This window comes from Asticcacaulis sp. DW145 (assembly GCF_037101385.1).
In the GTDB taxonomy this organism is placed as follows: domain Bacteria; phylum Pseudomonadota; class Alphaproteobacteria; order Caulobacterales; family Caulobacteraceae; genus Asticcacaulis; species Asticcacaulis currens.
Genome location: NZ_AP029026.1, coordinates 144,296 through 170,800, shown reverse-complemented (window position 1 = coordinate 170,800; position 26,505 = coordinate 144,296). Strand labels below are relative to the sequence as shown.

Sequence of the window (26,505 nt, the reverse complement as noted above, 5' to 3'; positions counted from 1 at the left end):
CTCTACTTTCCCGCCGCAAGGGTAAGGCCAAGCTGTTCCAGATAGCGGGCCTGCGGCGGCATGGTGTTTGCGTATTCGGTGATCGTGCCCTGCATCTGGCGTAGTATGGCGGAAAGGTCCTGCGGTTCGATGAGATCGGCCAGCGGGTCATAACGCTTCGGCATCACGCCTTGGCCGAACAAGACGGCCAGCCAGCTTGGGATTTGAAACAGGTCTCCGCGGGACATGATAACCCGCCCGCTCTCGCGAAACTGATCCAGCTTGTACTGGAGTGAAGCGGGAATGCTCATCTCGCGACAGTATCGCCAGAATTCGGAATCGTCGCGCTTGGTCAGCTTGTAATGGGCGATCAGGAAATCGCGGATGGTGTCATAATCCATGCCGACCGCCTGATTATACTGCTGGGCCAGAAGCGGATTGAAGTCCGGGTCCGGGAACAGATCCATGAACTTGATCAGACCCGAATGGATCAGGTGGATAGAGGTGGACTCCAGCGGCTCAAGAAAGCCACCGGACAGGCCGATGGCGACGACATTCTTGTGCCAGAATTGTCGGGCGCGGCCCGTGCGGAAACGAATAAGGCGCGGATCAGCCAAGGGCGGGGCATCGAGGTTGTCGAGAAGTATCCGCTGCGCCTCATCCTCGCTCATGAAGTCGGCGCTGAAGACGTGGCCATTGCCGGTGCGGTGTTGCAGCGGGATGCGCCATTGCCACCCCGCGCTATGGGCCGTGGCCCGCGTATAGGGCAGGGGGGCCGAGACATTAGAGCAGGGCACGGCCCAGGCCCGGTTGGCGGGCAGCCAGTGGCTCCAGTCCTCAAAACCCGTCTCCAGCGTCTTTTGCAGAAGTAGCGCGTGCATACCGGAACAGTCGAGGAAAAGATCTCCGTCGAGACTCTCACCCCGTTCGGTCTCCAGGCCAGTAATAAAGCCATCTTCGGCGCGCTGATTCACCTTCGAAATGCGCCCTTCGTGGCGTATCACGCCGCGCGCTTCGGCATAGCGGCGCAGGAATTGCGCAAACAGACCGGCGTCGAAATGGTAGGCATAGCCAAGGGTGGAATGCACGCCGCTGTCGTGACGGGGGGGTGGCGCAAAGCGGCCCTGCCGGGCGGCGACGCTGGCCAGTGAATAGGCTTCGAAGGCCGTGGTGTCTCCGGACAGGGCCGCGCGTGTATAATAATGATGGAAACCGGCCCTTCCGATCTGCGCCCCGATCACACCAAAGGGGTGAATATAGCTGTCGTCCTTCTGATGCCAGTTGCGAAACTCGATCCCCAGCTTGAAGGTGGCCTTGGTCTCGCGCAGAAACGTCGTTTCGTCGATGCCTAGTAGCCGGTTAAAGTCCTGGATTGGCGGAATCGTCGCTTCGCCCACGCCGATGGTGCCTATGTCTTCCGACTCTATCAGATGAATTTGACCCAGACGGCCTTCGGTAAGGCGGACCAGAAGCGCCGCCGTCATCCACCCGGCCGTCCCACCGCCGACGACAACAATCTTTCGAAAACCGGGTTGTTTACGAGGTAAATCCTGCATGGCGTGCCGGGGCGAGAAAAGGGTTGGAGCGGGGCGTGAAGGCGTAGGGTCACAAAGTTTGCGAAACGGCGCAATGGCATTTTGGTATTTTGGTGGTTATGTTGCCAATTTGCATCAAGGCATATAATTGGTAATATTACCTCCTTATTCCCACGGGGTTATATATTACTGATTTAATTATATTATTGCGAAGTTTTCTGAACGATCTGAGAATTTTGGTTTATTTATATGGCAAATTTGGTCTCTAAAATGTGCAATTAATAAATCAAAAATATGAATTATCGTTGACAGAGTTCAAAGTTGTCATACTTTCGTTATACGAACGCAATTTCAGCACCTTGATGGCGAGAAACGGCGTGCGAGCAAACGTGGATTTATGACCATTAAGGGGACGAAGTGATGAGTTTGAAACGCTCTGTTTTGATGAGCACGGCGCTCGTCGGGGTGATGCTTTCGGGCGCGGCCTATGCACAGCAAGGTGGCGACGTTCAGGAGGTTGTCGTCGTCGGCATCAAGGGCAGCCTGCAAAAGGCTGCGGCTGTAAAGAAGAAGACCGACGCCATTGTCGATGTCATCTCGGCCGAAGACGTCAGCAAGTTCCCCGACACCAATATCGCAGAGTCGCTGTCGCACCTGCCGGGTGTCAGCGTTGACCGTAACTTCGGCGAAGGCGAAAAGGTCTCGATCCACGGTACCGACCCGGCTCTGAACCGCATTCTGGTCGATGGCCACTCGATCGCCTCGGCCGACTGGGGCGGTAACCCGAACGACCCGACCAGCCGTACCTTCAACTATTCGCTGATGGCGCCGGAAATCGTCGGTCAGCTCAAGGTCTATAAGAGCCCCGAAGCGTGGATAGACGAAGGCTCTCTGGGCGGTACGGTTATCCTCGAAACCCGCAAGCCGCTGGACCTGAAGCCCGGCACCATCACCGGCTCGCTCGGCTACAGCTATAATGACCGCTCGGAAAAGGGCGATGTCCGTGGTTCGGCGCTCTATAGCTGGCATAACGAAGCCCGCACTTTTGGTGTCCTCGTCGCGGCCACCTATGACAAGCAGCAACTGCATCGCGCCGGTATCGAATATTTCGGCTATATGGGTGCCGGCGCCTTCAACAGCGCCTTCACGGTGTCCGGGAACACTGTCACCGGCCCGAAGATCAACGGCGCAGCGCCGACCCTGGCGTCCTATAACCAATTGGCGGCTGCCAATGTGCCCTGCTGCTTCAACTGGGCCTATTTCGACCAGACCCGTCAACGCACCGGTGTCAGCACGGCCATCCAGTGGAAGCCGAATGACGACACGCAGTTCGACCTGACGGCCCTGCATATCGAAGGCGACTACACCAACTATAACCAGTCGATGTACGCCGTTCCGGTGTGGAACAGCTCTAACTCTCGCGACTTCACTGTGGCGAATGGCCTGATCACCGGCGCTTATGTGCCCGCCAAGGCCCCTGGCACCGGCACCCTGACGCAGTATGACGCCATCCTGCGCACCACGGTGGTCAAGACGGACAGCGTCAACCTGGCCGGTAAGTGGAATGCCGGTGACTGGAAGGTATCCGGTAATGTCGGCTGGACGCAGGCGACCGGCGGTAAAGAGCCGGAGCGCATGATCAGCTTCGACCTGAACTCGGGCTTCCAGTTCGGTTTTACGGCCAACAGCACTTATATCAACTACGATACCTCGCCCACGACGCCCAAGTCGTTCTTCCGTTCGCCGTCGTCTTCGACCAGCACGATCAACGGCGTGACCGGCAACTACGTCCAGATGGGCGGCATGGAACGCAGCCGCACCACGGACAAGGAAACCTACGGTCAGATCGACTTCCGCCGCAATCTGGACGGTTTCTTTGAGACCGTTCTGTTCGGCGCCAAGCTGACCAAGCACGAGAACTCGCTGGATGCCGAAGGCTGGGACTACTTCGCCAACAAGACGCTCTACCTCAGTGACTTCGCTTCGCAACTGACTCCGGACGGCCTGTGGGCTGATATGGGCGGCAGCGGCAACGCCATGCAGTATCTGGGCCTGACGCGTGACGGCATCTTCGGTGTCATCAATGCCAGCATCACCCGCTATAACGGGCCGAAGTACGGCATGGAATTCACCGTGAAGGAAAACATCGCGGCAGGTTATCTGCAAGGCAACTTCCGTCACGACAAGTGGCGCGGTAACGTCGGTGCGCGACTGGTTTCGACCGAAGACCAGTCGAACTACTGGGAAACCTCAGACGGCGGTACGACCTATACGCCCAAGAGCGTCACTCAGAAAGAAACCAAGCTGCTGCCGAACATCAACGTTGTTTATGAAGCCGCCGATGATGTCCTGATCAAGGTCGGTGCGGCGCAGGTGATCGCCCGTCCGCGCTACAGCCAACTGGCCGGCACTGTGGAATTGAACGACCGTCAGCTGACCGGCGGTGGCGGCAACGCCAACCTGAAGCCTTATGAATCGACCAACTTCGAAGCGTCGGTGGAATGGTACTTCGACAAGACCGGCCTTCTGGCGGCGGAACTCTTCCACCGCAAGATCAGCTCCTACGTTGTCAACGACACGCAGGAAAAGGTCTTCTTCAACAAGCTGACCAATGCCAACGCGACCTACTCCTTCTCGTCGCCCTTTAATGCCCAGAACGCCTCTGTCACCGGCTTTGCGCTGCAAGGGCAAAAGGATATCGCCTACGGCTTCGGTATCATCGCGAACTACACCTTCGCCGATGCCGACACGGGCACGACGGCCTACAACATGCCGTACCTGTCGCGTGATACCATCAGCGTCATTCCCTACTACGAAGAAGGTCCCTGGCAGGTTCGCCTGAGCTACAACTACCGCTCGCAATACTTCACGGGCATCGGTCGTCGTAACTCGAAGGACTTCACCGACTCCTACAAGCAGGTCGATCTGTCAGCCACCTATAAGGTCAATGACAAGATCTCGGTCTATGCCAACGGTCAGAACCTGCTCGACGAGATGTACTACTCGTTCAGCTCGTTCGCAGACGCGCCGACCGCCTTCTACAAGAACGGCCGCCGCTTCTTCGTCGGCGTGAACCTGAAAATGTAATACAATGTATTCATATTTCTAATATGAATATTTAAAGCGTTCTGTATGTATTAGTGGTGCAAACTGGCCCGCCCTCAATTGAAGCGCGGGCCTTTTTTGCTTTGAGCCGATTTAAAATTTCAAATTAAAATCGTTTGCAAAAACTTATTTTAGTTGATTGAATTTTTTGAATTGCTATTAATTTGAGGCGCCTCTTGCGGGGCGGGTGGCCTGAGGGCTCTGCAAAGCCAGGGAGAACCATTCGTGCATCGGACAGTGATTTCGAAGGGGCGTGGGGCCGGCGGGATGGTCGGGCTGATCGCTTTTTGTCTCTGGCTGATTGTGGCCCTTTCCCTGACGAGCGTGCCGGCGCGGGCGGAAACCGTGAAAGGGCCTGAGACGCGGACCCTGACGGAGGGCTGGCGTTTTCGCATCGCTGAGGGCGATCCCAATCGCGCGGCGCATCCCGAAGTCGCCGAGTGGATGACGGCAACGGTGCCGGGCACGGTACAGAGCGACCTGATCGCGTTGGGCAAGCTCAAAGACCCCTATGTCGGCCTGAACGAGGCGACGACGCAGTGGGTCGGCCTGTCGGACTGGGAATACGAAACGTCGTTTACGCTCGATGAGGCGACGCTGAAGCGCGGGCATGTCGACCTTGTATTCGACGGGCTGGATACGTTTGCCGAAGTGACGCTGAACGGTAAGGCCTCGCTTTTGGCAGACAATATGTTCCGTAGCTGGCGTGTGCCGGTTAAGGACATGGTGGTGGGCGGGGCCAATCGCCTGCATATCCGGTTTGCCTCACCGATCAATAAAATGCGGCCCTTTATGCAGGGGCTCAGCTATTACCAGCCGGGGGCGTATGACTCGGCCTTTGGCGATGAGCCGCTGGGGCAGAACAGTTCGGCCTATGTGCGCAAAGCCGGGTATCAGTACGGCTGGGACTGGGGTCCGCGCCTCGTGACGCTGGGGCCGTGGCGACCGGTGCGGCTGGACATTTATGACGGTGTGCGCCTGTCGGACTTTTATGCGCAGCAACAGCACCTTGATGATCAGGTGGCGGCCCTTGAGGCGCGGTTCGAGATCGTCGCCGATGCCGTGCGCAACGCCACGCTGGAGGTTACCGTTACCGATCCGGACGGCAAGACGCAGACCCAGACGCAAACCCTTCCCCTTTATGCCGGGAGCAACAGCCTCAGCCTGCCGGTGCGCATCGACCATCCGAAACGCTGGTGGCCGGTGGGCTATGGTCGGCCGGATCGCTACACCATCCGTGCGCGTGTTCTGAGCGACGGCGTGGTGATGGGCGAGCGCGTGCAGCGCATCGGTCTGCGCACCTCGGAAATCCGTCGTCAGAAGGATGAATGGGGGCGCAGCTTCGACATACTGATCAATGGCGTGCCGATCTATATGAAGGGCGCCAACATGATCCCGCTCGACATGATGCCGCCGCGCGTCTCCGATCCCTATCGGGATCGTATCCTGAAAACCGCCATCGACGCCAATATGAATATGCTGCGTCTGTGGGGTGGGGGGCACTATTTCGACGACGGCTTCTACGACTGGGCCGATGCCCACGGCCTGATGCTGTGGCAGGACTTCATGTTCGGCGGCTCCATCCCGCCATACGACGAAGCCTACCGCGAAAACGTGCGTCAGGAGGCCTATGATCAGGTGCGTCGCCTGCGCCACCACCCCTCCGTTGTCATCTGGGGCGGCAATAATGAGGTGCAGGTCAACTGGGATAACTGGGGCGACAGTCAGGCGCTGAAGGACAAGGTCGGCCGCAAGGAGGCCGAGCTTATCCATACTGGATTGGTGCGTCTGTTCGATCAGGTGCTGCGCGGCGCGGTCGATAAGTATTCACCGGGCACGCCTTACTGGCCGGGTTCCCCGACGGCCGACTATGATGGTCCGTCGGATGGTGACCGCGACGGGGACCGCCACTACTGGACGGTCTGGGGCGGCAAGCAGCCGGTGGAAACCTATCTGACGGTGACGCCGCGCTTCATGTCGGAATACGGGCTGCAATCCTTCCCGGTCATGGCGACGATCAAGACCTTTGCCGGCCCGAAGGATATGGCCATTGATGCCCCGGTGATGATCGCCCACCAGAAGTTCGATAAGGGCCGCGGCAATCAGCGCCTTCTGATGTATATCAACAGTAATTACGGTCAGCCCAAGCGCTTTGAGGACTTCGTCTATCTGTCGCAGGTGATGCAGGCCGAAGGTATCGAGCTGGCGGCGCGGCATCTGCGCGCCTCACGCCCGCAAAATATGGGCGGTCTCTACTGGCAACTGAACGACGTGTGGCCGGTGGCCTCGTGGTCGAGCGTCGATTATTATGGCCGCTGGAAGGCGCTGCACTATTCGGCGCGTCGCTTCTATGCCCCGGTCTCCGTATCGCTGCTGCGCCGTGACGGCGTGACCGAGCTGTCGGTTGTTTCCGATCGTCAGAGCGAGGCGCGTCTGCACTGGCGGCTTAAGGTGATGACCCTGGACGGCAAGCTGTTGTCGCAATGGACGCAGGACCTCAACGCCGCCCCACTCAGTGCACAGGTCATTATGCGGATCAGCGATGCCGACCTGCTGAAAGGCGCTGATCCCAAATCGACCGTGGTCAGTGTCGAGCTACTGGAAAACGATCAGGTTCTCTCGCGGCATCAGAGCTATTTCGTCGCCTCCAAGGCGCTGGCGCTCCGCGATCCGAAGATCAGGTCGCGCCTGACCCGCACGACGGACGGTTATCGCCTCACCTTGTCGGCGCGCACGCTGGCGCGGCAGGTCTGGGTCGATACGGACGCGCTTGAGGTGAGCCTGTCCGACAATGCCTTTGACCTGATGCCGGGTGAGACCGTCAGCCTCGATCTCAAAACCTCAGCTTCCGAGGCGCAACTTCGCCGGGCGCTGACCATCCGTTCCCTTTATGGCGCTGCGCAATGACTTCCCGATCTGTATTTTCTGCTGTGAAACCCCTTCTGCTGACCGTAAGCCTCAGTGCCCTGTCTCTGGGGGCCCTGTCCCTAGGTGCGGCGCTGGCGCAAACGGCTGAGCCGCCGCTCGACCCGCGCATTGCCCGCCTAACAGTCGAGCAAAAGGCGGCGCAGATGCAGAACCGGGCGCCAGCCCTGCCGTCGGCGGGACTTACGGCGTATGAATGGTGGAACGAGGGCCTGCACGGCGTGGCGCGAGCGGGCGAAGCCACCGTATTCCCGCAGGCCATCGGGCTCGCGGCCACCTGGAACCCGGCCCTGCTGAAACAGGTGGGGGATGTGGTTTCCACCGAGGCGCGCGCCAAGTTCAATTCGACCGATCCGGCAGGGGATCACCCGCGCTATTTCGGCCTGACCCTGTGGTCGCCCAATATCAACATCTTCCGTGATCCGCGCTGGGGGCGGGGGCAGGAGACCTATGGCGAAGACCCCTTCCTGACCAGCCGTCTGGCCGAAGGCTTTGTCACCGGGCTTCAGGGGCCGGACGCGCAGCACCCGAAGGTCGTGGCCTCGGTCAAGCATCTGGCCGTGCATTCGGGGCCGGAGGCCGGGCGGCATGGCTTTGCCGCCTCGGTGTCGCCCTATGATCTGGAAATGACCTATTTGCCGGCCTTCCGGTATTCGGTGATGACCACAAAGGCGCAGTCGGTCATGTGCGCTTACAATGCGGTGGCAGGGGTTCCGGCCTGCGCGTCGGACCTGCTGCTTAAGACCTATGTGCGCGACGCCTGGGGCTTCAAGGGCTATGTCGTCACCGATTGCGACGCCATCTACGACATGACGCGCTTTCACTTCTATCGTCTCAATGACGCTGAATCCTCGGCCGAGAGCCTGAAGGCCGGTGTCGATCTCAACTGCGGCAATGCCTATGCGGCCCTGCCCGAAGCCGTGAGCCGGGGCCTGATCCCTGAATCCCTGATGGATCAGTCGCTGAACCGCCTGCTGGATGTACGCAAGCGTCTCGGCATCGACGGCGCGCCCAGCCCGTGGTCGAAGATCAGCCCGGACGCCATCAATACACCGCAGGCGCAAGGATTGGCGCTACAGGCGGCGGAACAGTCGCTGGTCCTGCTCAAAAACAATGGCGTCTTGCCGCTTAAGCCCGGTCAGACCGTCGCGGTGATCGGCCCGAATGCCGACACGCAGGAGACGCTGCGCGGCAATTACAATGGCATAGCGCGTCAGCCGGTGACGCCCTTGGCCGGATTGCGGGCGCAACTGGGGGCCGCGAAGGTGCTCTATGCACAAGGCGCGACCTTGGCCGAAGGGGTGCCGACCACCGTACCGGAAACGGCGCTACGTACCTCCGACGGAGCGGCGGGTCTGACGGCCAGCTATTACGCCAACGCCGACTTTACCGGTGCGCCGGTCGAAACGCGCACCGAGCGTACCGTAAATCTGGAATTCATGAACCGCCTGCCGGTCAAGGCGCTGAAAGACGGCCCTTACAGCATCCGCTGGAGCGGCCAGATCGCGCCCCCGGCGGCGGGCACCTATCGCCTGAAAGTGTTCGTGGATCGCTGCTGGTCCTGCGAGGCCAACCAGCACGATGAGGTGCGCCTCTATCTGGATGACAAGCCGGTCATCGTCGATACGGGCGACGGCAAGTCGCTGGAAACCGAACTGACCTTCGACAGCGCCGCCGCGCGCCGTCTGCGTCTCGAATATCGCCATGTGGGCGGCGATTGGGGCGTGCGTTTGCAATGGATCGCTCCGGCGCAGCCGCAAATTGATGAGGCGGTCAAGGCCGCGCAGGCCGCCGATGCTATCGTCGCCTTTGTCGGCCTGTCGCCCGACATCGAAGGCGAGGAGCTTCAGATTCTGGTGCCGGGCTTTGACCGTGGCGACCGCACCGACCTCGGCCTGCCGCGAACGCAGGAGGACCTGCTGAAAGCGGTCAAGGCCACGGGTAAGCCGCTGGTCGTGGTGCTGCTGTCCGGTTCGGCGGTGGCGCTCAACTGGGCCGACGCCCACGCCGACGCCGTGGTGGCCGCCTGGTATCCGGGCGAGGCGGGGGGCACGGCCATTGCCCGCACCCTGACCGGCGAGTCTAACCCCTCCGGTCGCCTGCCGGTGACCTTCTATCGCTCGGTGCAGGACCTGCCACCCTTTATCGACTACCGCATGGAAGGGCGCACCTATCGTTATTTCAAGGGCAAGCCGCTCTATCCCTTCGGCCACGGCCTATCCTACACGCAGTTCAGCTATAGCGATCTGAAACTGGACACAAACGCTCTGAAGGCCGGTCAGCCGCTGCGCCTCAGCGTCCGTGTGCGCAATACGGGTCCGCGCGCCGGGGACGAGGTGGTGCAACTCTATGTCAAACGGCCGGATGCCTTTGGCCTCAATGCCTCGCTGGCGGCGTTTTCGCGCGTCAGCCTCAAGCCGGGCGAAAGCCGGACCGTCGTCATGACGATTGACCCGCGCGATCTGAGCACGGTCACGCTTGAGGGCGAGCGCGCCATTCGGGCCGGGGCCTACAGCCTCTCGGTCGGTGGCGGTCAGCCCGGATTTGCTCAGACCCTGAACGCTGATTTTTCGATCTCGGGCCAGATGGCGCTACCGAAATAACCACAGGATACGACCCTCATGATGGATCGCAGACAGATTCTCGGCGGGCTGGTCGCTTCGGCGGTGACGCTCGGTTTTTCAGCCGGTGACGCCTGCGCGGCCCCGTCGCGCTTTACGATAAAGGATGATGACTTCCTGCTGGACGGCAAGCCCGTGCACCTGATGGCGGGTGAGATGCACTATCCGCGCATCCCGCGTGAGCTGTGGCGCGATCGCCTGCGCAAGCTGAAGGCGCTGGGGCTGAATACGCTTTCGACCTACACCTTTTGGAGCGCGCATGAGAAAAAGCCGGGCGTCTATGATTTCAGCGGCAATCTCGACGTCGCCGCCTGGGTGAAGATGGCGCAGGAAGAGGGGCTGCACGTCCTGTTGCGGCCCGGCCCCTATGCCTGCGCCGAATGGGACAATGGCGGCTATCCGGCGTGGTTCCTCAATGACCCGGACATCCGCCCGCGTTCGCTCGACCCGCGCTATATGGACCCGGCGGGGCAGTGGCTGAAGCGGCTGGGGCAGGAGGTGTCGCACCTTGAAATCGACAAGGGCGGACCGATCCTGATGACGCAGGTCGAAAACGAGTATGGCTCTTACGGCAATGACCTCAACTATATGCGGGCCGTCCGCGATCAGGTGCGCGCCGCGGGTTTCAGCGGTCAGCTCTACACTGTCGATGGAGCGGCGGTCATTGAAAACGGCGCCCTGCCGGAACTGTTCAATGGCATCAATTTTGGCACCTATGACAAGGCGGAGGGCGAGTTTGCGCGCTATGCCAGGTTCAAGACCAAGGGCCCGCGTATGTGTACCGAGCTGTGGGGCGGCTGGTTCGACCACTTCGGAGAAATGCACTCCAATATGGAAATCCCGCCTTTGATGGAGAGCCTCAAATGGATGCTCGACAACCGCATCAGCTTCTCCTTCTACATGCTGCACGGGGGCACTTCGTTCGCCTTTGATGCCGGGGCCAATTTCCACAAGACGCAGGGCTATCAGCCGGATATTTCGAGCTATGATTACGACGCCATGCTGGACGAGGCCGGGCGCGTCACCCCGAAATACGAGGCGGCGCAGGAACTGTTCCGCCGCTATCTGCCACCGGAACGCTTCACGCCTCTGCCCGCGCCGGAAAAGGCGCTGAAGATTGAGCGCTTTACCCTGCGCGAAACGGCCCCGCTAGCGCAGCTTTACCCAAAGGGTGTCAGCCATCCTCAACCTAAAACCTTTGAGCAGATGGGGCAAAACCACGGCCTGATGCTCTACCGCCATACCACTAAAACCGCTGTGTCGGGCCGTCTGAAAGCGGCTGAGGTGCGCGACTACGCCCTCGTCAGCGCCGGGCAGGTGCGCGTCGGGACGCTGGATCGCCGTCTGAAAGAGACCGAGATTGTGGTGTCGCTGAAGGCCGGGGAAACGCTCGACCTGCTGATCGACGCCATGGGCCACATCAACTATGGCGATCAGATCGGCAAGGATCAGAAGGGCCTGATCGGGCCGGTCACGCTGAATGGCAAGCCGCTCACCGGCTGGACGCATCAGGGCGTGCCGCTCGATGATCTAAGCGCCTTGCGCTTCAAGCATCAGCGCGTCGAAGGCCCCGCCTTCTATCGCGGTACGTTTGAAACCCCTGAGGCGGGCTTCACCTTCCTCGACCTGCGCGGCTGGGGTAAGGGCTATGTCTGGGTCAACGGGCACAATCTGGGCCGCTACTGGTCTGTCGGGCCGCAGCGCGCGCTCTTCGTGCCGGCCCCCTATCTCAAGGTCGGGGTCAATGAGGTCGTCGTGCTCGACTTGCACGATCAGGGCGAACGCTCACTGGCCGGTTCGGGATCGCAGATCTGGGACCTGCCGGGTCTGGTAAAAGGATAGGATTCATGCAGCGCAGACAGTTCCTCACCGCTTTGGGGGCAACCACCCTGGGCGCATTGGCGACGCCCGCTCTGGCCGAGATTCCGCTCATGTCGCCTCAGGTGGCCTCCGGCGTGCGGCTGCCGCCGCAACAGCGCGGCTTCCGCTCGGCGGCGGTCGAAGCGACTATCGCCAAAGCCCGCCGCGCTATCCGCAACCCGGCTCTGGCGCGGCTGTTTGAAAACGCCTACCCCAATACGCTCGATACAACGGTTGAACTGGGGGAGGTCGATGGCAAGCCCGACACCTTCGTCATTACCGGCGATATCAAGGCCCTGTGGCTGCGCGATTCCTCGGCGCAGGTGACGCCCTATCTGCCGCTGGTGACGCAGGACAAGGCGCTGCAACGCCTGTTTGTCGGTCTGATCCACCGGCAGGCGCGCTGCATCCTGATCGACCCCTATGCCAATGCCTACATGCACGACCCTAAGGCGCGTACCGATCTGTCGTGGTCGCAGACCGACTTTACCGACATGAAGCCGGGCGTGGCCGAGCGCAAATGGGAAATCGACTCGCTGTGCTATCCGGTGCGCCTGTCCTATCTTTACTGGCGGCAGACGGGAGATGTCAGCGCCTTTGACGACACCTGGCGCGCCGCCATGCACACGATCGTCGATACCTTCCGTGTGCAGCAGCGCAAAGAGACAAATGGCCCTTATCGCTTTCAGCGCACGGCGTCCGAACCCACCGAGACGCTGGCGCGCGGCTATGGGGCCCCGACGCGCAAGGTGGGGCTGATCCATTCCGGCTTCCGTCCGTCGGACGATGCCTGCCTCTATCCCTTCCTCATACCGGCCAATCATTTTGCCGTGGTCAGCCTGCGGCAACTGGCGGAGCTCGCCGAACCGTCAGGGCTGGGGGCGGCGTTCGCGCAGTCCTGCCTGGCGCTGGCGCAGGAGGTCAGCGACGCCCTGAACGCCTATGGCCGCCTCGGCGCGCCGGTGGGTGGTGACATGTGGGCCTATGAGGTCGATGGCTTCGGCAATGGCCTGTTCATGGACGACGCCAACGTGCCAAGCCTTCTCAGTCTGCCCTATCTGGGGGCCTGTCGTATCGACGATCCGCTCTATTTGCGCACCCGCCGCGCAGTGTTGAGCCGCCGCAACCCCTATTATTTCGAGGGCAAGGTGCTGTCCGGCGTCGGCAGCCCGCATTCGGAGCCGGACACAGTGTGGCCCATCGCCCTCATGATGCAGATACTGACCACTCAGGACAAGGCGGAGCAACGCACCTGCCTTGAAGGGATTTTGCGCGCTTCGGCCCCGCGTGGCTTTGTCAATGAGTCGGTGCACAAGGACGATGCCAGCCATTTCACCCGCTCGTGGTTTGCCTGGGCCAACAGCCTGTTCGGAGAGACGGTGCTGACCCTGATGCGGAGCGCCCCCGACCTTTTGTGACCTTGTGATGTGCCGCGATATCCCGCGACTATGGAGTGCCTTTCGATGATCAATCGCCGTTCGCTTCTGGGGGCCGCCTCTGTGGCCTCCGTTCTGCCGGTTCAGTCTCTGGCCGCTGAAGACGACCTGTGCGCCCATGTCGATCCTTTTATCGGCACCGGCGGCCACGGCCACACCTATCCGGGGGCGACCCTGCCGTTCGGCATGGTGCAGTTGTCGCCGGACACCAGCAATAATGGCTGGGATTCCTGTTCCGGCTATCACGTCAAGGACGGCTCGATCATGGGCTTTTCGCACACCCACCTGTCGGGGACGGGCTGCGCGGACATGCTCGACTGTCTGGTCACGCCGCGCACCGGAGCCGTCGTGCTCAATCCGGGCGAGCCGGGGCAGATCGAAGGCAGCTACCGCTCGCGGTATACCGATGAGGTAGCCAGCCCCGGCTATTACGCCGTCACCCTGACCGACAGCCGTGTGCGCGCCGAACTGACCGCCACCTTGCGCACGGGTCTGCACCGTTATGTCTTCCCGGCCGGAGAGGCGGGGCACCTTCTGATCGACTGGGCGCACGGGCAGCGCAACTGGTGGGAAAAATCGCCCGCGACCAAGCTCGACAATACGAGCCTGCGCCTGATCGGCAATGACACGCTGGTGGGCGGGCGTCAGGTCTTCATGTGGGCGGGTGGGCGCTGGATTTTCTTTGCGCTGAAACTGTCGCGCCCGTTCAGCCGCGCCGAACTGTATCAGAACGACGCCCCGGTCGGCGGCAACGCCGCCGCCGGTGGCAAGCTGAAATGCGCCCTGCATTTCGATGACGCCGGATCGGCACCGCTGCTGGTCAAGGTGGGGATTTCGGCGGTTGATATCGACGGAGCCCTGAAAAACCTTGAGGCCGAACAGCCGGGCTTTGATTTCGAGGGCACGCGCCGGGCAGCGCATCTGGCGTGGCAAAGCGAACTGTCGCGCATCCGCGTGGACCTCAGTGACCCGAATGACCGCAAGGTTTTCTATACGGCCCATTACCACAGCCTGCTGGCGCCGACCCTGTTTTCCGACGTCGATCGGCGCTACCGCGGCATGGACAATCAGGTGCACCGCCTGAAGCCCGGCGAAGAAAACTATTCGACCTACAGCCTGTGGGACACCTATCGCGCCGCGCATCCGCTCTATACGCTGACGCAGGGGCCGCGCGTGCCCGGTATGATCGGCGGGCTGGCGCGCATGGGACAGGAAAGCCCGGCGGGCGCGCCTATCTGGCCGCTGCAAGGGCGCGAAACCGACACCATGATCGGTTACCACAGCGCCGCCGTTCTGGCCGAGGCCTGCGTCAAGGGCGTGCCCGGCGTGGACTATAAGGCGGCCTATAAGGTGATCCGCAAACGCGCCTTTGATGACGATGTTCACGGTTTCGGCCTCTATCGCCAACTGGGCTATATCCCGGCCGACAAGGTCGATGAGTCCGTTTCGCGCACGCTGGAGTTTGCCTATAGCGACTGGTGTGCGTCAAAACTGGCTGCAGCCGTCGGTGCCCATGAGGATGCGCGCAAATTGCGCGAACGCTCGCGTAATTATCGCAACCTCTTCGACTCCTACATCCACTTCATGCGCGGCAAAAAGGCCGACGGTTCTTGGGTGACGCCCTATTTCCCGCAGTCTCTGGGCCACGATCAGAAACGCTGGCGCGACTATACGGAAACCAATGGCTGGCAGGCGACCTTCCTCAATCAGCACGACCTCTATGGCTATATGCAGATGTTCGGCGGGGACAAGGCGTTTGAGGCCAAGCTGGATGCCCTGTTTAACGCGCCTTCGGACCTCGATCACGGCTTGCTGGACGACATCAGCGGGCTGGTCGGGCAGTATGCGCATGGCAATGAGCCCAGCCACCACGTCGCCTATCTCTATGCCTATGCCGGTGCCCTGCCGAAAACCCAGTCGCGTGTACGGATGCTGATGAAGGCCATGTACCGTGCCGAGCCCAACGGACTGGAGGGCAATGAGGATTGCGGCCAGATGAGCGCCTGGTACGTGCTGAGCGCGCTCGGGCTCTACACGGTTGATCCGGTCAGCGGGGTCTATGTCTTCGGCTCGCCTCTGGTCAATCGGGCCCGCCTTGCGCTCGGTAACGGGCGGCATCTGAGCATCGTCGCCGAAAGCAATGGTCCGGATAAGGTCTATGTCAGCGGGGTGCGACTGAACGGCAAGGCGTGGAACCGGTCGTGGATTTCTCACGACACCCTGATGCGCGGTGGCGAATTGCGCTTCCTGATGAGCGCCACGCCCAACCCGGCCTTCGGGGCGCGGCTGGCCGACCGGCCGCCGTCCTTCGTGTGATGGCACGGCTCCTGTGTCTGTGTCTATGGCTGTGCCTGTGCCTGTGCCTGTCGGCGCAGGCGGTGGCGGCAACCCTGATCACCGCCCCTGACGCCAGCCCGCAGGCCCAGACCACTGCGGCATGGTTCCAGGAGGAGCCGGTGCTGGGTGCGTTGCGCGGGCAGGTGGTGCTGGCGCAGCGGTCGCAGGTGGCCGCGCTCTTGCCGCCCAGGGTGCGTGCCGCGTGGCAGGACTGGAGCCAGACCCTGCCGGCCGTGCGCTCGGAAGCCTATGCGCTGTTTTCCAAAGACAACTGGCTGATCATCGCCGGAGACGATGATCGCGGTCTGATGTTCGGTATGGGCCATGTGCTGCGCAAGGCGGAGCGGGGGCGGGTGCGCGGCCTGCCGCTCTATGTCGCGCCTGATAAGGCCATCCGCGCGCATCAGATCGGCTACCGCTTCAAAAACAACAGCTATGATGCCTTTACGCTGGCCATGTTCGAGCGGCATCTGCGCGACCTTATCGTGTTTGGCACCAATGGTCTCCAATGGATCGCGCCCCTTTCGGATGATGCCGCCGAAAGCCCGCTGTTTCCGGCCCCGCCGCTCGACACCCTGATCGGCGTGTCACGGCTGGCGCAACGCTATGGCGTCGATTTCCACCTCTATTACCCGCAAATGATGGCCGACTATGGCGACCCGGCGCAAAGGGCGGTGGAGCTTAAGCGCTTTGAAGCGCTGGTGCGCGCCACGCCGCATGTAAGCAGCCTGTTCATTCCGGGTGGCGACCCCGGCCATACCCCACCGGATATCCTGTTCCCCCTGATCCGCGATGAAGCCGCGATCCTGCGTCGCTATCACCCGAACGCCACGGTGTGGGTGTCGGCGCAGGGTTTTGACAAGGCGCAGTATGAGCGCTTTTACGCCCTGATGGCAGAGGAAAATCCCTGGTTGACGGGGGTCTTTGTCGGGCCCCAATCGCGCGACACCCTGTCTGTGCAGCGCGCGCGCATTCCGGCACGTTACAAGGTGCTTTTCTATCCCGACATCGCCCATACCCTGCACGCGCAGTTTCCGGTGCCGGGCTTTGATCCGGCCTTCGCCCTCACCGAAGGGCGCGAACCCATCAACCCGCAACCGCAGGCGCAAAGCTATATCTACCGTCATTTCGCCGGGGATTTTGAGAGCTTTGTCACCTATTCCGAAGGGGTGACGGACGATGTGAACAAGATGTTGTGGGCCGGGCTTGGTATGGACCGGTCACAGAGTGCATCGGTCCTCGCGGCGGACTATGGCCGCTATTTTCTGGGCGACGCCCGGTTCAGGGCGGTGCCGGAAGGGCTGGAGCGCAACTGGCGCGGGCCAGTGCGGCGAAACGGCGACATCCCGCGCACCCTGAAAACGCTGAGGACCCTGCCGCACCGCGACAACTGGCGTTACGACATGCTGGCCTATCGCGCGCGCTATGACGCCTATGTGCAGCGGCGCGCTGTGGCGGAGACGCAACGTGAAGACGCCGCCTATCAGGCCCTGTCTAAAAACGACTTTCAGGCAGCGCGTCGCGCGCTTTTCACCCCCGACGACGCAGACACGCAGGCCTTGCGCACAGAGATACAAACTCTGGCCGCACGGCTCTATAGCGCCATCGGCCTGCAACTGAGCGTGCGCCTCTATGGGGCCTCCAACTGGGAGCGGGGGGCCAATCTAGACCGGCTTGAGGTGTCGCTGAACGACCGCGTATGGCTGATGCGTCAAATGGATCAAATCGAGGCCCTGCCCGCGCCCGCCCGCGCTGAAAGTTTGGCGGCCTTGTTACGTCGCGATGCGCCGCCACCCGACGGGTTTTACGATGATCTGGGCGATCCGCAGGCCTCACCGCATCTGGTGCGCGGCACTGACTGGGCCGATGACCCGCAACGCATGGCGGGGGCCCTAGAGAGCATTGCCGACCGCACGCCGGATGACGGCTGGCGACTGGCGTGGATCACCTATGCCGAGGCGCTGTACGAAACCCCGCTGGAACTGCGCTATGCCGGGCTCGACCGCACGCGCCCCTATCGCCTGAAGGTGGTCTATGCCGGCGAAGACTATGCCCTGCCATTGACTCTGATCGCCAATGACACGACGACCCTGCACGCGGCCCGCGCCCGCCGCAGCAATCCGGAGACGGTGGAGATGGACCTGCCGCCAGAGGTCACGGCGCAGGGCCACCTCAGTCTCAAATGGTTCCGTCCACAGGGCCTGGGCGGTTCCGGGCGCGGACGGCAGGTGGCGCAGGTCTGGCTCTATCCGCTATAGGCCGCCTGCGCTTTCCGTTACCGCGTAATAACGCCTACGCTGCTGAAGGCTACGGTCGGCTTGTCCTGCACGGCGCGGGGTAAGACCAGTTTCAGATAGCGCCCCTTGTGCGATGTATCGAAGCGGATGCGCTGTTCGCTGCGGCTGTTGGCGATGTTGGAGAATTCGCCTTCGCCTGCGGGCGTAAAGGTCTGACCGTCGGCGCTGACCGAGGCGACGTAACCCGCCGGGGCACCCATCTGGGCCACTGTGTTCACGTCCAGATAGATGTCCTGCACGCCGGGCGTCAGGGTAAAGCCTTTGAGGTCATAGACCTTGCCCAGATCGAGGATCAGTTCGGCGGGCTGGCCCTTGCGGCCGACAAAGCCTTTGCCCTCGAGAAGCGCGTTCGGCGTATCGCTGCTGGCCGACACCACGCGCCAGCCGACGGGGGCGACATCGAACTGGGCCACCGAGGCTGCGCTCAGCACCTTGCGCGCCGGGCTGAAGGCGACGGCCCGCACCTGACCGCCTTCCGGAAGCGGGAAGGGGGCCGTAAAGAGCGTCGAGGCCGTCGTTGGGGCGCTGCCGTCCACTGTGTAGAACAGCTGCACGTCCTTTTCTGCGGCGCTGAGCTTGACCTGTCCGGTACGGTCACGGCCGATCGAGGGTTCCTCCAGCACGGGCGGCATCAGGAACAGGCCGAAATCGCCGAGAATGGGCGAGGCGGCGGCCTTGAGGATGCGGATACGCACCGCACGTGTCGTCACGGGGGCCGACAGGCGCGTCAGGCGCTTGTAGCCGATATAGGTGTGGGTTTGCAGGGTGCGCCAGCGGCCGTTTTCGAGGATGTCGATGGCGAAATCATCGACGCGCACGCCCTTGCGGATATCCTCGGCGGTGCGGATGACGTCGAAGGTCTGGGCCTTGGGCAGGTCAAAACGGATCCATGCCCCCGCCTTGTCCGAGGTGCGCGCAGCCCAAAAACTGTTGGCTTTCAGGGCCTGTGCCGGGCCGAACCCCTCGCCATAGGTCGAGGAGGCCGTCACCTTCGCCCCGGTGGCCAGATTGCGGGCAAAGGTCTTGTCCAGAATGGCCTTCCAGCCGCTGAGTGAGGCCACATCGGCATCGGGCACGCGGCCGCGACGGTCAGGGGCCAGGTTGAGCAGCAGCGTCGTGCCGCGCCCCACCGACTCGAAATAAACGCGTGTCAGATTGGCCGGGGTGCGCGGGCTTTCATCCGCGTGCCAGAACCAGCCGGGCCGGATCGAGGTATTGGTCTCCGCCGGGTTCCAGATCTTGCCGCCGCGCACACCAGCATTGCCTTTGGCCATGGTGTATGGGGTTTCATCGACCGTGGGCCAGCAGGGATCACCGGCCTGACCATGCTCATTGCCGACCCAGCGCACATCCATATGCTCATCGGCAAACATGACGGCGTGCGGCTGGTTCTTGCGGACAATAGCGCGCACGGTGTCCCAGCCGTAATAGGTGAGGGCGTCAATCTTGCGCCGTTCACGCGCGCCGCCGTAATAGCCGTCACCGCCATTGGCGCCGTCGAACCACACCTCAAACAGCGGGCCGTACTGCGTCGTCAGTTCTTCGAGCTGATTATGATAGTATTCGACATAGGCCGGGCGGCCATATTCGGCGTGGTTGCGGTCCCACGGCGACAGATAGACACCGAACTTCAGACCGTGCTTGCGACAGGCTTCGGCCATTTCGCCGACGATGTCGCCCTTGCCGTTCTTGTAGGGGCTGAACTTGACAGAATGCTCGGTGTAACGGCTGGGCCACAGACAAAAGCCGTCATGGTGCTTGGCCGTCAGAATTATGCCCTTAAGACCGCCCCCCTTCGCCGCCAGTACGATCTGATCGGCACTGAAATCGGTGGGGTTGAACAGGCCAACTGGCTCGTCGCCATAACCCCATTCGCGATCGGTGAAGGCGTTCATAGTGTAATGCATGAAGCCATAGGTTTCGAGCCGCTGCCAGTCATACTGACGCGCCGACGGGGTTGCACCGAAGGGCACTGGACCTTTGGGCGTGCGCGCCAGGGCGGGACCGCCGACCAGACCGGCGAAAACGGACAGGGACAGGGTGCGACGATCCATCATCATGGCCAATTTGCCTCTTTGGTTCATAATTGGTCCCACCCTAATTCAGCCGGATGCAATTGCAAGCCTTAAGTCCGTGTCCCAATTTCCTTAAGTCAGTGTCCGGATTTTTTCGCTTTCAATGCTGAAAATGTAAGGGTTCGACTTGCTTCTGCCTCTCGAAAAACGGTAAGCACTGAAAGTGTGAGGGGATCGCTGACCCACAGGAACAGTTGAAGGTTTTGGCGAGTAAAATGTATTTAATATGTATCGTCCAATCCTGGAGCGTCGGATATCACTACCTCCCGCCTCGCTTTTTGGGGTGTGGAGGCGTACGCGCAATGCTCGAAAATGCAAACTTCCAATTGACTGAAAGCCAGAAGCCCCACATGAAATGTCAGGGGAAATACTGGAAGTGACATGAATAAGTCAGCTCTGCGCTCTGCCTTTCTGAAGGATGACGGCGGCCACGCCTATATGCTCATCCGCAACGCTATTCGTGACGAGATCACTGAGGGCAAGCTGAAGCCGGGGGTGGCACTCGCCCCGGAGCGCGAACTGTGCGTACTCTACGGGGTTTCGCGCATCACCGTGCGTAAGGCCGTGGAGGGGCTGGTCGAAGAGGGGCTTCTGACCCGCACGCGCGGGTCCGGCACCTATGTGTCAACCCCGGCGATTACGCGGGTCGAAAAGAACTTTTCGATCCTCACTTCCTTTTCCGAAGATATCCGCTCACGCGGTTATAAGCCGTCTAGTATCTGGCTGAAAAAGACCACCAGCATGACGACTCCGGAAGAAGCGCTGGCGCTGGGCCTTTCGCCTGGCTCGCAGGTCCACCGCTTTCACCGCATCAGATGCGCCGACGGTGTGCGCGTGTGTCTGGAGTTTGTGGTCGTCCCGGCGCAGTTCCTCCCATCGGTCGATGTGGTGGAGGAGTCCCTATATGAAGCGATGGCGGTTGCCGGCAGCCGCCCGGCGCGAGCCCTGCAACGCCTTCGTGCCGCGCCCCTGAGCGAGGCGCATTCCGAGTTGTTGGGTGTACAAACGGGCGCCTGCGGCCTGTTTATCGAGCGCCGCGGCTTCCTCTCCAACGGCACCGCCGTGGAATTCAGCCAGTGCTATTACCACGGCGAGGCCTACGACGTGATCGCCGAACTGGGCTGACTTGGCCTCGGGGTCCCAAATGTCTCTTGTCTCCGGACGCATCCAGTAGCGGCTTTGAATCGCGGCGGCACACCGTCGTGCGGTCGTGCCTTTCGCGGGTAAGGCGGGATGATTGCATCTCGAGTCGCTAATCCCTCCAGGCAAAGGTGCAGGCTATGGACAGGCGACAAGTTCGTCTATATCCAATACCTATATAGAACCTCTGCATTACCTTTGAAGGACCTGCCAATGGGATTGAAGTCACCCCATCACTCGCACTGGATGCTCTGGGGCTGGTTTGTCTGTGTTCTCAGCGCGCTGATATGTGTGAGTGCTGTGGCTGCACAGGCGCAGCCGATAGCGACGGTGCCGGCCCTCTATCCCGCACCCCAGTCCCTCACCCTGACCGGGCCCGATCTGAAGCCAGGGAGGTCTTTGCTTCTAGTAAAGGGCGACAAGGTTGATGCCGAAACCGAAACGCTGGTGCGCACCGCCCTGACAACGGCAGGGGTCCAAATGGTCCGCGTGGTCAAACGCCTGCCGAAGCGCTTTACCGGCGACTATGCGGTGATCGGCACGGTCAACGACGCCGAGGTCAAGGCGGCGCTCAGCGTGACAGGTGGGGCGGTTCCCACACGTCCCGAATCCTATCTACTGACCACCCGTCAGCAAGCCTCCGGGGCTTTGATTGTGCTGGCGGGTGCAGATGGCGACGGCCTCTATTACGGCGCCCAGAGCCTGAAGCAGTTGATTGCGCAGGGTCGCCTCCCGGCGCTGACGATAAGTGATTATCCGTCCATGCCAGTGCGCGGCACTATCGAAGGCTTTTACGGCAAACCGTGGAGCATGGCGCAGCGCGCTGCCCATATCGCCTTTCTGTCGGGCCTTAAGGCCAACACCTATATCTACAGCCCCAAGGACGACATCTATGCGCGCGACAAGTGGCGCGAACCGTACCCGGTTGAGACGTTGAAAGACTTGGGCGGGCTCGTCGCACAGGCCAACCGACACCATGTCAACTTCGTCTATGCCGTCTCACCGGGGCCGTCCATCTGCTACAGCGATCCGGCCGATCTGGCGCACATCCGCGCCAAGTTTGCCGCCCTGCGTAGCGTAGGGGTGCGCAGCTTCTACGTGGCGCTCGATGATATTGAGTATAAAAAATGGAACTGTGCGGCCGACGAAGCGGCCTTTGGGCCGTCCGGCGACGTAGCGGCGGCGAAGGCCCAGGCCAGCCTCCTGAACGCCGTTCAGGCCGATCTGGCCGCCAGCGGGCACGGCGAACTCATTATGGTGCCAACCGAATATTACGACGCCAAGGTTTCACCCTATAAGACGGCGCTGGCTGCCGCGCTTGATCCGCGCGTGGTTATCCAGTGGACGGGCACGGACACCGTGCCGCCGTCAATTTCAGTGGCCGATGCGCGAAATGCTACCAAGGCCTTCGGACGCAAGACGCTTTTGTGGGACAATTACCCTGTTAATGATTTCGGTGAGTCTGCCGGACGTTTGCTGATGGCCCCCTATGCGCGGCGTGAGGCCGGTCTGTCGGCCGAACTGAGTGGCATTGTCTCCAACCCGATGAATCAAGAGGTGGCCAGCCGCCCGGCCGTAATGGGATTGGTAGCCTTTGCGTGGAATGATCAGGCCTATGAGGCTGAGCGCACCTGGCGGGCCGCGGCGCGTGACCTGGCCGGGAATGACGCGCAGGTAACGCAGGCACTACTGACCTTTTTCGATACCCAGCATCTGGCCCCGACCTTCGGCAATCAGCCGTGGCAGACGCAGGCTCCGCGCCTTAAAGCCGTTATCAACCGCGTGCGAGATGCGTTGGCGGGGACAGATATGGCAGAGCGTCGGGCGGCGCTGAGCGCCCTGTCGCAATGGGCAGATGATCTGAGTGCCGCGCCCGACCGCATCCGCGCCGGCGTGACCGACAAAGGCTTTGTCGAAGAGGCAGCTCCGTGGCTTACGGCAACCGCCCTGTGGGGCAAGGCTTTGCGTCTGACGGTCGATGGGCTTCAGGCAACCGATAACCGAACGGCCAGGGATCGCTTCGCGGCGGCGCAAGCTTTGTCAGAAGAGGCCTCAAAACTGCGCTCTATTCCGGGCGCGACCCGTCCTGAGCGACCGATCAAAGTCGCCGACGGCGTGCTCGACGTGTTTATCAATGAGGCGCCCGGATTAGTCTATTGGCCACCCGAGGGCCAATGACAACGGCACTAAGGAGTGGCTGACTTTAGAGATCGGTCGCAATGGTCCAGCGGAGCTATCGTTTCTACCGGCTAAAAGCGGACGGGCAACCGGTGGCGCAGTGGACCCAGGGCAACGCCGGGGCTCTATCATTGCAGCGAAGGCCTCTTTAGCGGTGAACTGCCTTATCGCTTGTTTGCTGACAGCGACATGCAGTCAGACGGAACGGATGCTAGTCCCGAAGTGCGCAATAGCTTTGAGGGCTGACGCCCGCCTTTGGGCCTGGGTTCAGCAGGAGCTCATCAAAACCTGTTTTCGTACTCACTCGCCCGAAAAAGCCTGACTTTCTCTCTAACCGGCTGCATGATCATTTATCGCATCTGGAGGTCACAATGAAAGTAGCAGGGTTTGCAGGTGGGCTAAGCTTAGGCCTTCTTCTAGGTCTGGTGGTCCCGGTTTGGGCGCAAGGCGAGGCGTCACGCGTCGCGGCGCTCGAAGCGCGCCTATCAGCGCTCGAGAGACGTCTTCCTGATCCTTCGGAGCGAAACCTAGAGTTATCGGCGAGTGATCAGCTGCGTTTGACAGTTGGACAGTCTTCAATGACGATGAAAAAAGATGGCAGTATTGACCTTCGTGGCGTCGACATTCATGTGCTCGCCAAAACCGTTGAGGTCAAAGAAACCGGGTCAGTCGCCGTTCGCGGCAGCAAGATCGGCGGAAATTAGTCGCACGCATCACCCCTGTAGATGAGCCAAATTTGTTCTATTTGCTCTCTTCCCTTCATTTGGAGAAGAAATTCTTTGTCTCGCAGGAAAAATGGCGACCGGTTTTGTCTTCTCAAGGGCTTATAATGCTTGTGTTTTACAAAAGAGGAGTTTTATTGCTAAAATTTAATGTATCAGCATGCATCTGATCGGCAATATCAAAGCCTCTATATTACGTAAAGACACCGTCGCCTCGCACAATTTATGTAATGAAGGGTCGCCAAAATGCAAGATTTTGCTTTGATTTCGAATCCGGGCGAGCAGTTAGGGATCGCCCTACTCGTCATGATGATTGTGTTCATAGTCCACTCAATGAAACGCCAAAAAGCCAAGTCTGTCCTCATTCGCGACTTAAGAAATGGCGAGATTACGCCTGCAGACTATGAAATGAGCGTTTCCAAAATTGATAGCGGCCTATGGAGGCGAGCGTTAGTTTATGCAACAGTGGCGACTATCGTCACAATAATGACGCTCTTTGGAAATGGCATTATTTTCTTGTTTTAAATTTTTGTAGAAATTCAGCATTACCCATAAAGAAAATACCTAATTTTATGACTATAATAAAATTTTGCACTGGAAAAAGCGTGTGAAACATTTTTTGCTATTCTACAGATATCATTCAGATTACCTCACTAAACGTGAGGCATTCCGAGTTGAGCACCTGAAGTTAGCGAGGGCTGCATCCGCTGAAGGAAACCTTCTTCTAGGGGGAGCACTTGTTGATCCAGTAGACACGGGGGTCTTGCTGTTCTCAGCGCAGACAGCGGACGTGGTCCACCGGTTTGCGCTGGCAGATCCCTACGTGATCAATGGACTGGTTGAATCATGGCAGGTACGTGAATGGCACACGGTTGCGGGGCAAAATGCGGCATTCCCTATGGATTGAAGGGCCGTCTCGTTCGCGGCTTCCAGATTATTGGCCCCTGAAAGGTGATTTTAGCTTTTGTGCGGACATCGGAATGGCTTTTGAGCCGTTTCTGTTTGCGATCTCGGTTAACGCCTAATGGTATACCCGAAGAGGCTGTCATTGGGGCACGTGACACCCGTAAGACGCGCAGTTATCAGATCTGCCGCCATGGCCGCAAAGGTGATTCCGTTGCCTCCAAACGCAAATACCCCGTAGCAGTTTTGACGACCTGGGATTGGACCTATTGTCGGAAGTCCAGTGACGCTGTTCCCGAAGGCGCCGCACCACGATGTCTCGGCGGTTGCATCGGCCTGAGGGAACAATTGACTCAGCTTTTCCTCGAGAACTTTAGTCTTTGCGGAAAGTTTCGCCTCGCAATGATCTTTGCCATGCCAGATTTCATCTTCTCCGCCGCACATTATCCGCCCGTCGGAAGTTGTTCTGGCATAGAAATAAGGAGAGGACGCTTCTGCGATAAGAGACTCGTGTCGCCAAAGCCGCTCTGGCTGGGGCTTTGTGACCATAACATAGGTTCCAACCAGAGAACTGTTTTCAGGCAGAAGTTCAGGGTCAACGTGATATCCGGTTGCATAAACGACATACCGGCAGCTTACGTCAAAAGAACTTGTTTTCACGAGCACCCGATTGCCAGGTACCACCTCCACGACCTTCTCCGGGGCGACAATTTGCGCCCCTAATGATTGGGCGTGCGCTAAGAAGCCTAAGGTGAGAAGAATTGGATCAGCCGTAAAATTGCCCTGGCAATGGATCGCTGCAGTGTGCCTAAACTCAAATTCGCTCGACAGCGCCTCTGAGGACAGTAGCGAACAGTATAGACCCGCTGCGCGACGTAGCCTTACTTCATCATCCATCTCCGCCGCGGACAGGAGGTTGCCCGCAAGTAAAAGCGAGGGTCGATGGCGTAAGTCGCACTCAATTCCGAGACGATTTATCCTGCCGTAAAGACTGTCGAGCGCTAGGCGTGATCTCTGCCAAGCCTGAACAGCGCTGTCACAGCCTATCTGTGCCGTCAATTTCAATAAGGGCTGATCGAGATCGTATTGCAAAAGCGCAGTGCTCGCACGAATCGATCCCTGCAACGGCGGCCGTTGGTCAATGATGACCACCTCCAGCCCCGCTTCACTTAGTGCGGACGCGAGTAAAGCCCCCGTTATGCCCGCACCTACGATAACAACATCCGCGCTTATGCCTGATGTGAGAAAGGTCGTCGTAACTGCGCCTGCGCGCGCTGACCACGCCGGGGCACCCGACCAGAGCTTTTGTGGGGTTTCGAACATTGGAGCCTCCTCATGTAAGGAGTGCCCTAGTCAGCATCGCCCGAGCGATGCCTAAATTGACCGCGCTTT

Annotated in this window: 15 protein-coding genes; 12 read left to right on the top strand and 3 right to left on the bottom strand. The window is 60.3% G+C overall.

Going from position 1 to position 26,505, the window contains the following annotated elements; translation table 11 throughout:
* Window positions 1-2 precede the first annotated feature (2 nt).
* The gene (locus AACH73_RS17800) at window positions 3-1,535 is read right to left on the bottom strand and encodes a tryptophan halogenase family protein (protein ID WP_338736571.1); all 1,533 of its coding nucleotides are present in this window, start codon (window positions 1,533-1,535) and stop codon (window positions 3-5) included.
* A gap of 399 nt (window positions 1,536-1,934) precedes the next feature.
* Here AACH73_RS17800 and AACH73_RS17795 point away from each other — a divergent pair, with 399 nt between their 5' ends.
* The 7 genes from AACH73_RS17795 to AACH73_RS17765 all read left to right on the top strand — a co-directional run bounded on the left by AACH73_RS17795 (window position 1,935) and on the right by AACH73_RS17765 (window position 18,056).
* Window positions 1,935-4,601, top strand: coding sequence for a TonB-dependent receptor (locus tag AACH73_RS17795; protein WP_272741019.1), 2,667 nt, complete (start codon window positions 1,935-1,937; stop codon window positions 4,599-4,601).
* 243 nt (window positions 4,602-4,844) lie between these two features.
* Window positions 4,845-7,526, top strand: coding sequence for a glycoside hydrolase family 2 protein (locus AACH73_RS17790; protein WP_338736570.1), 2,682 nt, complete (start codon window positions 4,845-4,847; stop codon window positions 7,524-7,526).
* A 23-nt stretch (window positions 7,527-7,549) separates the two neighbouring features.
* A complete protein-coding gene (locus tag AACH73_RS17785) occupies window positions 7,550-10,147 on the top strand; it encodes a glycoside hydrolase family 3 C-terminal domain-containing protein (protein WP_338736569.1) in 2,598 nt (865 codons plus the stop codon).
* 18 nt (window positions 10,148-10,165) lie between these two features.
* Window positions 10,166-12,007 carry a beta-galactosidase gene (locus tag AACH73_RS17780; protein ID WP_338736568.1) on the top strand — a complete coding sequence of 614 codons (1,842 nt, stop codon included), beginning with the start codon at window positions 10,166-10,168 and terminating at the stop codon, window positions 12,005-12,007.
* Between the two features lie 5 nt (window positions 12,008-12,012).
* Window positions 12,013-13,443, top strand: a complete 1,431-nt coding sequence (locus AACH73_RS17775) for a glycoside hydrolase family 125 protein (RefSeq protein ID WP_338736567.1) — start codon at window positions 12,013-12,015, stop codon at window positions 13,441-13,443.
* Between the two features lie 45 nt (window positions 13,444-13,488).
* Window positions 13,489-15,777: a GH92 family glycosyl hydrolase gene (locus AACH73_RS17770; protein ID WP_338736566.1), complete on the top strand. Its 2,289-nt coding sequence runs from the start codon at window positions 13,489-13,491 to the stop codon at window positions 15,775-15,777.
* Complete coding sequence (locus tag AACH73_RS17765; RefSeq protein ID WP_338736565.1) at window positions 15,777-18,056, top strand: hypothetical protein; 2,280 nt, start codon at window positions 15,777-15,779, stop codon at window positions 18,054-18,056. Before AACH73_RS17770 ends, AACH73_RS17765 begins: the two co-directional genes overlap by 1 nt.
* Window positions 18,057-18,073: 17 nt before the next feature.
* Here the strand turns inward: AACH73_RS17765 and AACH73_RS17760 are convergent, their stop codons facing one another.
* Entirely contained in the window at window positions 18,074-20,155 is a 2,082-nt protein-coding gene (locus AACH73_RS17760; RefSeq protein ID WP_338736564.1) for an alpha-L-fucosidase, read from the bottom strand.
* Between the two features lie 396 nt (window positions 20,156-20,551).
* Here AACH73_RS17760 and AACH73_RS17755 point away from each other — a divergent pair, with 396 nt between their 5' ends.
* The 5 genes from AACH73_RS17755 to AACH73_RS17735 all read left to right on the top strand — a co-directional run bounded on the left by AACH73_RS17755 (window position 20,552) and on the right by AACH73_RS17735 (window position 25,117).
* Complete coding sequence (locus AACH73_RS17755) at window positions 20,552-21,295, top strand: GntR family transcriptional regulator (protein ID WP_338736563.1); 744 nt, start codon at window positions 20,552-20,554, stop codon at window positions 21,293-21,295.
* 228 nt (window positions 21,296-21,523) lie between these two features.
* A complete protein-coding gene (locus AACH73_RS17750; protein ID WP_338736562.1) occupies window positions 21,524-23,488 on the top strand; it encodes a beta-N-acetylglucosaminidase domain-containing protein in 1,965 nt (654 codons plus the stop codon).
* Between the two features lie 371 nt (window positions 23,489-23,859).
* On the top strand, window positions 23,860-24,192 hold the full coding sequence (locus tag AACH73_RS17745) for a hypothetical protein (protein WP_272741010.1): 333 nt from the start codon (window positions 23,860-23,862) through the stop codon (window positions 24,190-24,192).
* A 264-nt stretch (window positions 24,193-24,456) separates the two neighbouring features.
* Entirely contained in the window at window positions 24,457-24,735 is a 279-nt protein-coding gene (locus AACH73_RS17740; RefSeq protein ID WP_272741009.1) for a hypothetical protein, read from the top strand.
* An 82-nt stretch (window positions 24,736-24,817) separates the two neighbouring features.
* Window positions 24,818-25,117, top strand: a complete 300-nt coding sequence (locus AACH73_RS17735; protein ID WP_338736561.1) for a YciI-like protein — start codon at window positions 24,818-24,820, stop codon at window positions 25,115-25,117.
* A 107-nt stretch (window positions 25,118-25,224) separates the two neighbouring features.
* Here the strand turns inward: AACH73_RS17735 and AACH73_RS17730 are convergent, their stop codons facing one another.
* Window positions 25,225-26,436 carry an FAD-dependent oxidoreductase gene (locus tag AACH73_RS17730; RefSeq protein ID WP_338736560.1) on the bottom strand — a complete coding sequence of 404 codons (1,212 nt, stop codon included), beginning with the start codon at window positions 26,434-26,436 and terminating at the stop codon, window positions 25,225-25,227.
* Window positions 26,437-26,505: the final 69 nt, after the last annotated feature.

Coding starts and splice junctions, on each gene's coding strand:
- AACH73_RS17800 (WP_338736571.1), bottom strand. CDS start 1,535: ATGCAGGATTTACCTCGTAAACAACCCGGTTTTCGAAAGATTGTTGTC.
- AACH73_RS17795 (WP_272741019.1), top strand. CDS start 1,935: ATGAGTTTGAAACGCTCTGTTTTGATGAGCACGGCGCTCGTCGGGGTG.
- AACH73_RS17780 (WP_338736568.1), top strand. CDS start 10,166: ATGATGGATCGCAGACAGATTCTCGGCGGGCTGGTCGCTTCGGCGGTG.
- AACH73_RS17775 (WP_338736567.1), top strand. CDS start 12,013: ATGCAGCGCAGACAGTTCCTCACCGCTTTGGGGGCAACCACCCTGGGC.
- AACH73_RS17770 (WP_338736566.1), top strand. CDS start 13,489: ATGATCAATCGCCGTTCGCTTCTGGGGGCCGCCTCTGTGGCCTCCGTT.
- AACH73_RS17765 (WP_338736565.1), top strand. CDS start 15,777: ATGGCACGGCTCCTGTGTCTGTGTCTATGGCTGTGCCTGTGCCTGTGC.
- AACH73_RS17760 (WP_338736564.1), bottom strand. CDS start 20,155: ATGATGATGGATCGTCGCACCCTGTCCCTGTCCGTTTTCGCCGGTCTG.
- AACH73_RS17755 (WP_338736563.1), top strand. CDS start 20,552: ATGAATAAGTCAGCTCTGCGCTCTGCCTTTCTGAAGGATGACGGCGGC.
- AACH73_RS17750 (WP_338736562.1), top strand. CDS start 21,524: ATGGGATTGAAGTCACCCCATCACTCGCACTGGATGCTCTGGGGCTGG.
- AACH73_RS17745 (WP_272741010.1), top strand. CDS start 23,860: ATGAAAGTAGCAGGGTTTGCAGGTGGGCTAAGCTTAGGCCTTCTTCTA.
- AACH73_RS17740 (WP_272741009.1), top strand. CDS start 24,457: ATGCAAGATTTTGCTTTGATTTCGAATCCGGGCGAGCAGTTAGGGATC.
- AACH73_RS17730 (WP_338736560.1), bottom strand. CDS start 26,436: ATGTTCGAAACCCCACAAAAGCTCTGGTCGGGTGCCCCGGCGTGGTCA.